Below are 12,715 nucleotides of genomic sequence, written 5' to 3' on the forward strand. Positions count from 1 at the left end.
GCTGCCGAGCACCGCGCCGGCCAGACCGCCGATCACCGTGGCCAGCTGGCGGCCGGTGTCGCCGCCCTGCCGGTACTGTCCGTTGTCGTAGCCGCGATCGTAGGAACCGTTGTTGCGGTAGCCGTCATCGCGATAACCCTCGTTGCGATAGCCATTGCCGCCGCCGACATAGCCACCGTCGTTGCGCTCGTAGCAGCGCTCGCCGCGCCCCTGCCCACCACCGACGATGATCGGATCCACGCGCACCACGCGCGCGTAGTCATAGGCGGGTTCATTCCCATCGCGATAGCGGCCCGTACGGTACTGGCCGTCGTCATAGGCCGGATCGGGCCGGTACTGGCCATCGTCGTAGCGCTGGGCGGCAGCATCGAAAGCAGCCACGCTCCCCAGGATCAGGACACCGGCGAAAGACAGCGATCGGAACATGGCAGGACCACTCGGGTTGGGATCGGCGATGCTCGGCTGCATCGGGTGAGCCGATCCTGAACCGGCCCGGACAGCCGTGCAAGCGGACCGGGCCAGTCCTCCCGTCAGGCGGAAAACTCGGTTTCCAGACTGATCGGCACCGCACTCAAGGCCTTTGAAACCGGACAGTTCTGCTTGGCATCCTCGGCCAGGGCGCGGAACCGCGCCTCATCGATCCCGGGCACCACGGCTTTCACTTTCAGGCGGATCTGCGACAGCTGCGGTCCGCCTTCCATCGACAGATCGACATCGGCGCGGGTATCCAGCGAGGTCGGCGGAAAGCCGGCTTCACCGAGCTTGGCCGACAGCGCCATGGTGAAGCAGCCGGCATGCGCGGCGGCAATCAGCTCTTCCGGATTGGTGCCTTTTTCATCGCCAAAGCGGCTGTTGAAGGCATACCGGGTGTGGTCCATCAATCCGCTCTGCGGCGTGCTCAGCTGACCTTTGCCGCTCTTGAGATCACCCTCAGTGCGCGGTGGCATGACGCGAAATACCCATTGCAACACTCCTGCGTTTGATTGGGCCCCCACCATAGGGCACGGTCCGTTACGGGCTTGTGCGTCGCAACGTGCGGCTCACCACGACCGCGCTACATTGCCCTTCCCGCCATGACCGCCCTGCGAGCACACCGCTCCCGGGTCGCTGCGCACGGACAGCCATGACGCCCTTCGATCCAGTCTTTTGGAGGAACGGCCCATGTCCTACCGCACACAACAGATCCGCAATGTGGCCCTGGCAGGCCATCCCGGCGCCGGCAAAACCACCCTGTTCGAAGCCCTGCTGCATGCCGGCGGCACCGTGAAGACGGCGGGCAGCATCGAACGTGGCACCACGGTGTCCGACCATGACCCCATCGAGAAGCAGCGCGGCCACTCGATCGACAGCGCACTGGCCAGCATCGACCTGCCGGAGCTGCGCCTGAACCTGATCGACACGCCCGGGTATCCCGAGTTCCGCGGCGCCACACTCTCCGCGCTGGCCGTGGTGGAGACCGCCGCGATCGTCGTGGATGCCACCCGCGGCATCGAGTTCGGTACCCGCCGGCTGATGCACCGGGCCCAGGAGCGCGACCTGTGCCGGGTCATCGTGGTCAACAAGATCGACCAGGACGGCGTGGATTGCGCGCAGCTTCTGCATGCGCTGCGCGAGGAATTCGGCCCGCAGGTATTGCCGCTGAATCTGCCCGCCGATGGCGGTCGCAGCGTGCTGGACTGTTTCCTCCAGCAGGACGGCGACAGCGATGCCGGGCCGGTCGCCGCATGGCATCAGCGCATCCTCGACCAGGTGGTGGAGATCAATGAAACGGTGATGGAGCACTATCTGGACCTGGGCGAAGCCGGGCTGTCCGGCGACGAGCTGCACAACGCCTTCGAACAGTGCCTGCGCGAGGGCCACCTGGTGCCGGTGTGCTTCGTTTCCGCGCGCGAAGGCACCGGATTGCAGGCCCTGCTGGACATCGCCGGCAGGCTGTTCCCCGACCCGGGCGAAGGCAATCCACCGCTGTTCGTCAGCGCCGACGGCGGTGAGATGCCGCAGGTGCAGGCCGACCCGACGGCTCCGGTGGTGGCCAGCGTGTTCCGCATCATCAACGATCCGTTTGTCGGCAAGCTGGGCGTGTTCCGCCTTTACCAGGGCACTATCCATCGCGAGATGAGCCTGTGGGTGGACGATGGCCGCAAACCGGTCAAGATCGCCCACCTGTTCCGCGTACTTGGCAAGGAGCATCTGCCCATAGACGCAGTGGTGGCCGGCGAAATTGCCGCCGTCGCCAAGGTCGATGAGCTGCATTACGGCGCGCTGCTACACGACCTGCATGACCAGCCGCTGCCGCAACTGCGCCCCATCAGCTTTCCCAAAGCGATGTTCGGCCTGGCAATCGCGCCTGCCAGTCGCGGCCAGGAGCAGAAGCTCACCGTGGCGCTGGAACGGCTGGCACAGGAGGATCCGGCGCTGCAGATCGAACAGGCCGGGGAAACCCATGAGACGGTGGTGCGCGGGCTCTCCGATCTGCATCTGCGGATCGTGCTGGAGCGTCTGCGCGACCGGCATGGCGTGGAAGTGACCACCCGGCCGCCGCGCATCGCCTATCGCGAGACCATCGGTGCGCCTGCCGAAGGTCATCACCGTCACAAGAAGCAGACCGGCGGCGCCGGCCAGTTCGGCGAGGTGTCGCTGCGCATCGCGCCGTTGCCGCGCGGCAGCGGCTTCGAGTTCGTCGACGAGGTCAAAGGCGGCACCATTCCCGGGCAGTTCATGCCGGCGGTGGAGAAAGGCGTGCGCCAGGTGCTGGAGAGCGGTGCAGTGGCTGGCTTCCCGCTGCAGGACCTGCGCGTCACCGTGCATGACGGCCGCCACCACCCGGTCGACAGCAAGGAGATCGCCTTCGTCACCGCCGCGCGCAAGGCCTTCCTCGATGCGATCGGCAAGGCCGCACCGCAGGTGCTTGAACCGGTGGTTTCGCTGGAAGTGGTGGCGCCCGAAGCGCAGGCCGGCGATATCACCGGCAGCCTGGCGGCCAAGCGCGCACGTATCAATGGCACCGATTCCAGCGCCGGGGAGATCGTCATCCATGCGCAGGTGCCGCTGTCCGAGCTGGAAGGCTATGCGGCCGAGCTCAAGTCCGTGACTGCCGGTCGTGGCCGCTATTCGCTGGATTTCAGCCACTACGAACCGGTGCCGGCACCCGTCCAGCAGCGGCTGATGGCCAGCCACCAGCCGCATCCCGACGAGGACTGAGCCGGCGCGAGGGCAGCGCAGCACCGGTGGAAATCGGCAAATCGCAACGCGGCAACTGCGGATTGCCGCGTTTTTTATGGCTTTTTGCGGGTTTGCCTATTGGCGGCACCGGATTCATGCCCTACATTTCGCTTGCCGACGGGGTCGGCATGACCAACAACCAACCGTTCACGGAACAGGAAATCATGGCAAAGACCGCTAAGAAAGCTGCCCCGAAAAAGGCAGTGAAGAAAGTCGCCACCAAGGCCGCAGCCAAGCCGGTTGCACCGAAGCCGATCAAGGAAGCCCTGACCAAGTCCGGTCTGGTTGCCCACATCGCCGAGACCACCAGCCTCGCCGCCAAGGACGTCCGTGCCGTGTTCGCTGCGCTGGAAGGCGCGGTCGCCGCATCGGTCAACAAGAAGGGCGCAGGCAGCTTCACCCTGCCGGGCCTGCTGAAGATCAGCACCGTCAGCGTGCCGGCCAAGCCCAAGCGCAAGGGCATCAACCCGTTCACCAAGGAAGAGCAGTGGTTCGCCGCCAAGCCGGCCACCACCAAGCTGAAGGTGCGTCCGCTCAAGAAGCTCAAGGACGCCGCGCTCTGATCAGCGCGCCCCTTGTGGCGAAACGGACGGGACGGCATTGCCGTCCCGTTTTTTTTTCCGTTGCCACGGGCCTGATGACATTCATGAACTTCCGGCCCGTCCAGTTGGAACACAGCGTCGTGACCCCGGCCCTCGCCCCTGTACCGCCAGCGGCCTATGGTGGGGCTCCTCCCTGTCCGCCCTGATTCCCGCCATGTCCAGTCGCATGCACCGCTACCGCATCACCGTCACGCCGATCGAATCCGATGGCCTGCAGTGCAGTGGACGATGCACCATCGAATTCGAACAGCGCAGTCCACAGAACTGGATGCATCAGCTGGAGGCGGCACAAAGCCAGCGCCAGCTGTCGTGCAATGAAGTAGCCAGCGTGGTGGTGGCTACCGGCCTGTTGGAGAATCTGGCTGGCATCGCCCGTCAGGGTGACAACGTGCTGTCGGCGCTGCATCCGGAGCTGGACGCACTGCTGGCCAAACTGGCGCAACTGCACGCGACGCGGTAACGCCGGACCTACGTCCGGCTCGGATGTGGCCATGTGTTGAAGGTGTTCATGGGCGGCATCACGACCGATGCCGGACCGGATCGCGCATCGTCCGCTAATTGCGAGTTCACCTGCAGCGGTTATCGTGGCGGTCCGGACATCCTGTTGCGAGCTCCCCATGCGCTATCGCGCCCTGCTTTTTCCCGCCATCGCCTGCCTCGTCATGGCGGCCACCGCCCACGCCGCGCCGCAGGTGAAGGGACACCAGCTCACCGTTGGTGCCAGTGACGTGCAGCAGTATCTGGACGGCAGCTTCCCGCGCACCCAGAAAGCGCTGGGCGGCCTGCTGGCCCTGGATGTCAGCCAGCCACGGCTGACGCTGCCGGCCGGCAACCGTCTGGACCTGCAGTTCGACCTGGGCATGGCCGCCGCCGGCAGCGCGCGCATGCCGGTAGGCAATGTCCGCATCAGCAGCGGGCTGCGCTACAACGCACAGACCCAGGGCTTCCACCTGGAGCAGCCGACGGTGGACGATTTCCGCCCGGCCATGGCCGGCGCCGAACTGGATGCCAGTACCCGCAGCCTGCTCAACAGCTGGCTGGCCGACTACGCGCGCCGCGAGCCGATCTACAAGATCGACCCGGCCATCGCCAAGGTGATGGGCGCGCTGCAGGTCAAATCGGTCGGCATCCAGAACGGTCGCATCGCGGTGGACTTCAACCAGAATCTGGGCAGCCTGGTGCCATCCGGGCTGCTGGGCAACTGAGGCCGACCAGTGCTGGAACAGAAAAAGGCCGCGATGCGGCCTTTTCTTTAACGGCTGGAAACGCGGATCAGCGCTTGGGCTGCAGCATCGTCCCGGTGCACTTCTTCGAGCCGCAGCGGCATTCCCAGATCTTCTTCAGACGCGGGGTATGGCGTTCGGACAGGGTGATGCCGTAGTTGTAGGTCAGCTCCTCACCCGGCTTGATGTTGCGGATCGCCTCGATGAACACTTTCTCGTCGGCCGGGTCATCGCTGCCGGTTTCCTGGATAACCGCCTCGCAGTTCGGCTCGCAGCTGTGGTTGATCCAGCGCGCATCGTTGCCACCGTGGTTGGCATCGATGACATAGACCTCGTTGAGCGTGAACAGGAAGGTATGGCCGCTTTCCACGTCGCCGGTGTCATCGGCATCGACTTCCTCATGGGTCCGGCGCTTGCCCTTGTACTCGATCACCCGCTCGCCCTTCTTGAGTTCGGCCACGGCGAAAACGCCATTGCGTGAATGGAGGATTTGCGCGCTTGGATCTTCTTGGGCATGTAGGCGGCCGGAATCATCGATGGGAACCGGGATTCTCGCCCATGCGGGCGCTTCTACCAAGCACCGCCGCCGCCACAGCCTCGCGCCGTAGCTGAACGGCAAAACTTGGAGGCAGCGCCCGCAAAGCGTACAATTTTGGTCCACATTGCATTTTCCCCGCTGGATCTCCCGCCACGATGCTCCGCGTCACCAAGCTCACCGATTACGCCACCGTCGTGCTGACTGTGCTCGCCGCACAGCCGGCCGAAGTGCTGAGCGCGACCGAGCTGGCCGATGCGGCCGGGCTGGAATCGCCAACCGTCAGCAAGCTGCTCAAACCGCTGGCCCAGGCCGGGCTGGTGGAAGGCCTGCGCGGCGTGCGCGGCGGCTACCGGCTGACCCGACCTGCAGATCAGATCACGCTGATCGAGATCGTCGAGGCGATGGAAGGCCCGCTGGCCATCACCGAGTGCAGCCAGCACCAGAGCCAGTGCGGCATCGCCGAACAGTGCGGCGTGCGCTCGAACTGGCGACTGATCAACGACGTGGTCGCCGACGCGCTGCGCGGCGTCACCCTGGCGCAGATGCTGCATCCCTTACCGCTTGCCGACCGTCGCCGCATCGCCGTCGACGTCGTCTCCTGAACAACCGTAGGCAGCCCTCATGGCCACCGAAACCATTGAAACCATCGGCACTGCCGACACTCCCAACCGTGAAATCCACGAGCAGCTCGGCCGCAAGTACGAGGCCGGCTTCGTCACCGACATCGAATCCGATTCGTTCCTGCCGGGTCTGAACGAGGACGTGATCCGTGCCCTGTCGGCCAAGAAGGAAGAGCCGGAGTGGATGACCCAGTGGCGCCTGGAAGCCTACCGCCACTTCCTGACCATGCAGCAGCCGGATTGGGCCAAGCTGCAGATCGGCCCGATCGACCTGCAGGCGCTGAGCTACTACTCCGCGCCCAAGGGCCCGAAGTACAAGTCGCTGGACGAGGTGCCCAAGGAACTGCTGGACACCTACGACAAGCTTGGCGTGCCGCTGCACGAACGCGCCAAACTGGCCGGCGTGGCGGTGGATGCGGTGTTCGACTCGGTCTCGGTGGGCACCACCTTCCGCAAGGAGCTGGCCGAGAAGGGCGTGATCTTCTGCTCGATCTCCGAAGCCATCCGTGACTACCCGGAGCTGGTGAAAAAATACCTGGGCACGGTAGTGCCGGTCGGCGACAACTACTTTGCCGCGCTCAACTCGGCGGTGTTCTCCGACGGCAGCTTCGTGTTCGTTCCGGAAGGCGTGCGCAGCCCGATGGAGCTGAGCACCTATTTCCGCATCAACGCCAGCAACACCGGCCAGTTCGAGCGCACCCTGATCATCTGCGAGGACCGCGCCTACGTGTCCTACCTGGAAGGCTGCACGGCGCCGATGCGCGATGAGAACCAGCTGCACGCCGCGGTGGTCGAGCTGGTGGCGCTGGAAGATGCCGAGATCAAGTATTCGACCGTACAGAACTGGTACCCGGGCGACGAGAACGGCGTCGGCGGCATCTACAACTTCGTCACCAAGCGTGCCGAATGCCGTGGCGCGCGCTCCAAGGTGACCTGGACCCAGGTGGAAACCGGCTCGGCCATCACCTGGAAGTACCCGTCCTGCGTGCTGCTGGGCGACGACTCGGTGGGTGAATTCCACTCGGTGGCGCTGACCCACCACCGCCAGCAGGCCGATACCGGCACCAAGATGATCCACGTCGGCAAGCGCACCAAGAGCAAGATCATCTCCAAGGGCATCAGCGCCGGCCGTGGCCAGAACACCTACCGTGGCCTGGTCAAGGTCGCCGCCGGTGCCGAAGGCGCGCGCAACTACACCCAGTGCGACTCGCTGCTGATCGGCAAGAAGTGTGGCGCCCACACCTTCCCCTACATCGAGGTGAAGAACCCCAGCGCCACCGTCGAGCACGAGGCCACCACCTCCAAGATCTCCGACGACCAGCTGTTCTATTGCCGGGCGCGTGGCATCGACCAGGAAAACGCGGTGTCGATGATCGTGGACGGTTTCTGCAAACAGGTATTCCGGGAGTTGCCCATGGAGTTCGCCGTGGAAGCCAAGAAATTGCTGGAAGTCTCGCTGGAAGGATCGGTCGGATGAGCCGCCTGACGCTGCTTTTACTGGCCCTGCTGCCGTTCACCGCTTCCGCCATGGCGCTGGACGGTGCTTGCGACGACGCCGACACCCAGCTGGACCTCAACGAGTGCGTGGCCGCCGAAGCCGACGCCGCCGATGCCGAGCTCAACGCCGTGTACCGGCAGGTGATGCAGGAACTGAAGGGTCAACCGGTCGCCGTCGAAAAACTGCGCGCTGCCCAGCGCCTGTGGATTGCGCTGCGTGACGCCGATATCGAAGCGCGTTACCCGGTGGGCAAGAACGAGAACCCACGCGTCCTGTACGGCTCGATGTACCCGATGCTGCACGCCGCAAACAAGGCCGAGCTCACCCGCCAGCGCACCCGGTGGCTGCGCGCCACCTTCCTCGATCGCGCCGAAGGCGAGCTCTGATCGCCCCGCACCTACATACTGAAGAACACCCCCTCATGCTGAAGATCGAAAACCTGCACGCCCGCATCGCCGGCAAGGAAATCCTCAAGGGTCTGTCGCTGGAAGTGAAACCCGGTGAGGTGCACGCCATCATGGGCCCCAACGGCGCCGGCAAGTCCACACTGGGCAACGTGCTGTCCGGCCGCGACGGCTATGAAGTGACCGAAGGCGACGTGCAGTTCGAAGGCGCCGACCTGCTGGAGCTGGAACCGGAAGCGCGCGCCGCCGCCGGCCTGTTCCTGGCCTTCCAGTACCCGGTGGAAATCCCCGGCGTCAACAACACCTACTTCCTGCGCGCCGCACTCAATGCCCAGCGCAAGGCCCGGGGCGAGGAAGAGCTGGATTCGATGCAGTTCCTCAAGCTGGTCCGGCAGAAGCTGGCCGTGCTGCATCTGAAGGACGAACTGCTGCACCGCGGTGTCAACGAAGGCTTCTCCGGCGGCGAGAAAAAACGCAACGAGATCTTCCAGCTGGCCGTGCTCGAGCCGAAGCTGGCGATCCTGGATGAAACCGATTCGGGCCTGGACATCGATGCCCTGAAGAGCGTGGCCGACGGCGTCAATGCGCTGCGCAGCCCGGAGCGCTCGTTCGTGGTGATCACCCACTACCAGCGCCTGCTGGACTACATCAAGCCGGACTTCGTGCACGTGCTGAGCGAGGGCCGCATCGTCAAGAGCGGCGGTCCGGAACTGGCGCTGGAGCTTGAAGCGCACGGCTATGATTTCCTGAAGGACCGCGTGGTCCGCGAGGCGGCCAAGTAATGAGCGTCCTGCTGGATTCAATGGCCGCCGGCTTCTGTGGCAGCGACGCGCGCCGCGAGGTGCTCGACGCTGCCCTGCAGACCGGTCTGCCCGCTGCCCGCAACGAAGCCTGGAAGTACACTTCGCTGCGCCAGCTCGAGCGTCGCACGTTCAGCGCCGCACCGCTGCAGGCGCCGTCCATCGATGCCGCGCTGCTGGCCGATATCCCGGCACCGCGGCTGGTGTTCGTCAATGGCCGCCACAGCGCTGCGCTGAGCGATCTGTCGGCATTGGATGCCGGCGTGCAGGTGCGTACTTTGTCCGCGGTGCAGGACGAAGAGCCCGAAGCCCTGCGCTTCCTCGGCCGCCGCTTCGAGCGCGCCGATGAAGTGTTCGCCCAGCTCAATGCCGCACTGGCCGATGAAGGCGTACTGGTACAGGTGGCCGACGGCATCACCAGCAAGACACCGCTGCACCTGGTTTTCGTCAGCGCGGCAGATGGCAACGATCACGCCTGGCACCACCGCCATCTGATCGAACTGCGCCGGGGTGCCGTGTTCGGTCTGGTCGAGCACCACCTGCAGAGCGGTGACAGCGCGCACCTGGACAACACCTTGGTGCATGTCCACATCGCCCAGGATGCGGTGCTCTCGCATGCCCGCGTACAGGCCGACAGCGCGCGCGCGACATCGCTGTTGCGTACCGACGCCGTGTTGGCCCGCGATGCGCAGTACCGCCGCATCGATCTGGAGCTGGGCGCCGCGCTGAGCCGGCATGAGCTCAACGTTCGGCTGGAGGGTAACAACGCCAGGTTGACCGCCAACGGCGTGCTGCTGGGCACCGGTCGTCGCCACATCGATACCCGCCTGGGTATCGAGCACATCGCCAAGGACACCCGCGCCGAGCTGGTCTGGCGTGGCGTGGCCGCCAACCGCAGCCGCGTGGTGTTCCACGGTGGCATCAACATCCGCGAGGGCGCCGATGGCACCGACGCCAACCTCTCCAACAAGAACCTGCTGCTCTCGGCCGATGCCGAAATAGATACCCAGCCGACGCTGGTGATCGATGCCGACGAGGTCAAGGCCGCGCACGGCGCCACCGTGGGTCAACTCGATGCCAACGCGCTGTTCTACCTGCGCTCGCGCGGCGTGCCGGCCGAACAGGCGCGCGCCATGCTCAGCGCCGCGTTCTGCCACGAGCCGCTGGCTGCGGTGGAAGGCGCTCTCACCGAAAAGCTGGCCCGCCATCTGGACCAGGCATTGCAACAGGCTGGCATGGCATGAACCTCTCTTCCCCGCGTCCGATCCACCCACCGGCCAGCGCTCCCGACTGGGAACGTGTGCGCAGTGACTTTCCGCTGTTGATGCGCGAGGTCAATGGCAAGCCGCTGGTGTATTTCGACAACGCCAACACCGCGCAGAAGCCGCTGTCGGTGATCGGCGCGGTGGACGAGTTCTACCGCCGCTACAACGCCAACGTCAGCCGTGCCGTGCATGCGCTGGGCAGCGAGGCGACCGAAGCCTATGAAGGCGCGCGCAGCAAACTGGCGCGCTTCCTCAATGTCCGTATCGACGAGCTGGTGCTGTGCAGTGGCACCACCTTCGCGATCAACCTGGTCGCCTATTCGTGGGCATTGCCACGGTTGAAGACGGGCGACGTGATCCTGGTCTCGCGCATGGAGCACCACGCCAACATCGTGCCGTGGCAGCTGATCGCACAACGCACCGGCGCCAGCATCCGCGTGGCCGAGATCAGTCCCGACGGCAGCCTCGACCTGGATGCGTTGCATACGGCGATGACCCCGGAAGTGAAGCTGCTGGCGGTAACGCATGTCTCCAACGTGCTGGGCACAATCAACCCGGTCCGTGAGATCTGCCGAGAAGCCCGCAAGCGCGGCATCGTCACCGTGGTGGACGGCTCGCAGGCCGCACCGCACATGCCGGTGGATGTGGCGGCCATCGGTTGCGACTTCTACGCGATCACCGGCCACAAGATGTGCGGCCCGACCGGAACCGGTGCGCTGTGGGCGCGCCGCGAGCTGCTGCAGGAAATGCCGCCATTCCTGGGTGGCGGTGAGATGATCAAGGAAGTCAGCTTCGAGGGCACCGTGTTCAACGACGGCCCGCAGAAGTTCGAGGCCGGCACGCCGAACATCGCCGGCTTCGTCGGCCTGGGTGTCGCCGTGGATTACCTGGAGACCCTGGGTCGCGCGCATATCGATGCGCGCGAGCAGGAGTTGCTGGCCCATTTCACCGAAGAGCTGCAACGGATCGAAGGCGTGCGCATCTTCGGTACCGCGCCACGCAAGGCCGCCGTGGTGTCCTTCCAGATCGAAGGCGCGCATGCGCACGATCTGGCCACACTGCTCGACCTGCAGGGCGTGGCAGTGCGTTCGGGCCAGCACTGTGCGCATCCGCTGCTGCAGTACTTTGGTGTCGCCGCCACGTGCCGCGCGTCGCTTGCGTTCTACAACACGCACGAGGAAATCGAGGCATTCATGGCCGCGCTGAAGAAGGTCCGCACCCTGCTGGGCTGAAACCGCCGCTGCGCAGGTAAAGCCCGCGCGATACAGCTCCGCGCAACCCGCCTGCGCAACCCGCTCGCGCAGCTCGGCCGTTAGAATGGGGGCATGAACGCACTCACTTTCCGCACGGCCACTGCGGCCGATATTCCTGACCTGATCGAACTGGTCACCTCGGCCTATCGCGGCGATGCCTCGCGTGCAGGCTGGACCACCGAAGCCGATCTGCTGGACGGCCAGCGGGTGGACGCGGCCGGTATCGCCGCCGACATCCAACGCCCGCGCAGCGTGATCCTGCTGGCCGAGCGTGACGGTGTACTGCAGGCCTGCTGTCATATCGCCGACGAGGAGGGGCATGGCTACTTCGGCATGTTCGCCGTCAGCCCGCAGGCACAGGGCGGCGGCGTGGGCAAACAGCTCATGCAGCACGCCGAACACTTTGTGGCCGGACAATGGCATCTGCCGACCATGCAGATGACGGTGATCGACTGCCGTGACGAGCTGATCGCCTTCTACGAACGCCGGGGTTACGCGCGCACCGGCATCAAGAAGCCGTTCCCTTACGGCGATGAACGTTTCGGCATCCCCAAGCGGGACGACCTGCAATTCGAAATCTTGGAAAAGCCCCTGGGAGCTGCGGCATGAGCCAGACCTGGACCTTCATCTGCGCCAGCGAAGAGCTGCTGCCGGGCGAAATGAAGACCGCCTTCGACGAAGTCACCGGCGCACCCATTGTCGTGTTCAACCTGGATGGCGAGCTGTTCGCGCTGGAAGACCAGTGCACCCATGAAGAATTCGAACTGTCTTCGGGCTGCATCGATACGACCGAGGGCAGCATCGAGTGTGTGCTGCATGGCGCCCGGTTCGACATCCGCGACGGTCGCGCGCTGTGCGCCCCGGCCTACACCCCGGTGCCGAAATTCCCGGTCAAGCGCGAACACGGCGGCATCTGGTCGCGCGACGACCGCGACTGACGCGCGGGCACGCTTTTCGCCGATCGTTGTCTTGGGTGGCGCAAGACCGGGCGCGCGGTCAAACGGATTGCAAACGCAAACAATTCTCAATAAGATGCGCATCTGTCGCAGTTCGCGATGATTCCGCGCCCGCCCCCACTCCGTGCTTCGCCTTAGCCACATGGCTGTTGTTTTCGGCGCCGTCTTCATGCGGCGCCGGCTGGTATGGGCCGGAGCGCTGCTGGTAATGGCACTGGCGGCTGCGCCGCTGCCGCCTTCCGTCGTCCCCGAGGTATCCGGCCCGGCAACGGGCGATGTCATCGCCTCGCTGCAACTGCCCGGCGGGCAGTTGCCGGACAAACTGCCGGTCGCC

The 12,715-nt window shown here is 65.1% G+C and carries 12 protein-coding genes and 3 pseudogenes; 12 read left to right on the top strand and 3 right to left on the bottom strand.

Annotation, left to right across the window (positions count from 1 at the left end):
• Both JCM9942_RS04655 and JCM9942_RS04660 read right to left on the bottom strand, forming a co-directional pair.
• Positions 1 to 426, bottom strand: a pseudogene (locus tag JCM9942_RS04655) (hypothetical protein); the annotation flags it as partial.
• A gap of 104 nt (positions 427 to 530) precedes the next feature.
• Positions 531 to 963, bottom strand: a pseudogene (locus tag JCM9942_RS04660) (OsmC family protein).
• Positions 964 to 1,161: 198 nt separating this feature from the next.
• On the opposite strand from JCM9942_RS04660, the gene fusA reads away from it, so the two are divergent.
• The 4 genes from fusA (at position 1,162) to JCM9942_RS04680 (ending at position 5,029) form a co-directional block, all read left to right on the top strand.
• Positions 1,162 to 3,201 (top strand): elongation factor G, encoded by a 2,040-nt coding sequence (gene fusA, locus JCM9942_RS04665; RefSeq protein ID WP_054658000.1) that lies wholly within the window; start codon positions 1,162 to 1,164, stop codon positions 3,199 to 3,201.
• 185 nt (positions 3,202 to 3,386) lie between these two features.
• A complete protein-coding gene (locus JCM9942_RS04670; protein ID WP_054658022.1) occupies positions 3,387 to 3,785 on the top strand; it encodes an HU family DNA-binding protein in 399 nt (132 codons plus the stop codon).
• Between the two features lie 193 nt (positions 3,786 to 3,978).
• Positions 3,979 to 4,284 (top strand): DUF3861 family protein, encoded by a 306-nt coding sequence (locus JCM9942_RS04675; protein ID WP_054658002.1) that lies wholly within the window; start codon positions 3,979 to 3,981, stop codon positions 4,282 to 4,284.
• A 157-nt stretch (positions 4,285 to 4,441) separates the two neighbouring features.
• A complete protein-coding gene (locus JCM9942_RS04680) occupies positions 4,442 to 5,029 on the top strand; it encodes a YceB family lipoprotein (protein WP_054658004.1) in 588 nt (195 codons plus the stop codon).
• A 67-nt stretch (positions 5,030 to 5,096) separates the two neighbouring features.
• Here JCM9942_RS04680 and JCM9942_RS04685 read toward each other — a convergent pair.
• Positions 5,097 to 5,563: pseudogene (locus JCM9942_RS04685) on the bottom strand (SET domain-containing protein).
• Between the two features lie 177 nt (positions 5,564 to 5,740).
• Here JCM9942_RS04685 and JCM9942_RS04690 point away from each other — a divergent pair.
• The 8 genes from JCM9942_RS04690 to JCM9942_RS04725 all read left to right on the top strand — a co-directional run bounded on the left by JCM9942_RS04690 (position 5,741) and on the right by JCM9942_RS04725 (position 12,363).
• Positions 5,741 to 6,187 carry an SUF system Fe-S cluster assembly regulator gene (locus tag JCM9942_RS04690; RefSeq protein ID WP_054658006.1) on the top strand — a complete coding sequence of 149 codons (447 nt, stop codon included), beginning with the start codon at positions 5,741 to 5,743 and terminating at the stop codon, positions 6,185 to 6,187.
• A gap of 19 nt (positions 6,188 to 6,206) precedes the next feature.
• Positions 6,207 to 7,682: a Fe-S cluster assembly protein SufB gene (sufB, locus tag JCM9942_RS04695; RefSeq protein WP_054658008.1), complete on the top strand. Its 1,476-nt coding sequence runs from the start codon at positions 6,207 to 6,209 to the stop codon at positions 7,680 to 7,682.
• On the top strand, positions 7,679 to 8,089 hold the full coding sequence (locus tag JCM9942_RS04700; RefSeq protein WP_054658010.1) for a lysozyme inhibitor LprI family protein: 411 nt from the start codon (positions 7,679 to 7,681) through the stop codon (positions 8,087 to 8,089). Before sufB ends, JCM9942_RS04700 begins: the two co-directional genes overlap by 4 nt.
• 35 nt (positions 8,090 to 8,124) lie before the next feature.
• Positions 8,125 to 8,889, top strand: a complete 765-nt coding sequence (gene sufC, locus JCM9942_RS04705) for a Fe-S cluster assembly ATPase SufC (RefSeq protein ID WP_054658012.1) — start codon at positions 8,125 to 8,127, stop codon at positions 8,887 to 8,889.
• Positions 8,889 to 10,151, top strand: coding sequence for a Fe-S cluster assembly protein SufD (sufD, locus tag JCM9942_RS04710; RefSeq protein ID WP_054658014.1), 1,263 nt, complete (start codon positions 8,889 to 8,891; stop codon positions 10,149 to 10,151). The genes sufC and sufD overlap by 1 nt, the downstream gene beginning before the upstream one ends.
• Complete coding sequence (locus JCM9942_RS04715) at positions 10,148 to 11,404, top strand: cysteine desulfurase (protein WP_054658016.1); 1,257 nt, start codon at positions 10,148 to 10,150, stop codon at positions 11,402 to 11,404. The genes sufD and JCM9942_RS04715 overlap by 4 nt, the downstream gene beginning before the upstream one ends.
• Positions 11,405 to 11,497: 93 nt before the next feature.
• A complete protein-coding gene (locus JCM9942_RS04720) occupies positions 11,498 to 12,034 on the top strand; it encodes a GNAT family N-acetyltransferase (protein WP_054658018.1) in 537 nt (178 codons plus the stop codon).
• Positions 12,031 to 12,363 (top strand): non-heme iron oxygenase ferredoxin subunit, encoded by a 333-nt coding sequence (locus tag JCM9942_RS04725; RefSeq protein ID WP_054658020.1) that lies wholly within the window; start codon positions 12,031 to 12,033, stop codon positions 12,361 to 12,363. Before JCM9942_RS04720 ends, JCM9942_RS04725 begins: the two co-directional genes overlap by 4 nt.
• Positions 12,364 to 12,715: the final 352 nt, after the last annotated feature.

Origin of the sequence: Stenotrophomonas pictorum JCM 9942 (genome assembly GCF_001310775.1) — a bacterium.
In the GTDB taxonomy this organism is placed as follows: domain Bacteria; phylum Pseudomonadota; class Gammaproteobacteria; order Xanthomonadales; family Xanthomonadaceae; genus Stenotrophomonas; species Stenotrophomonas pictorum.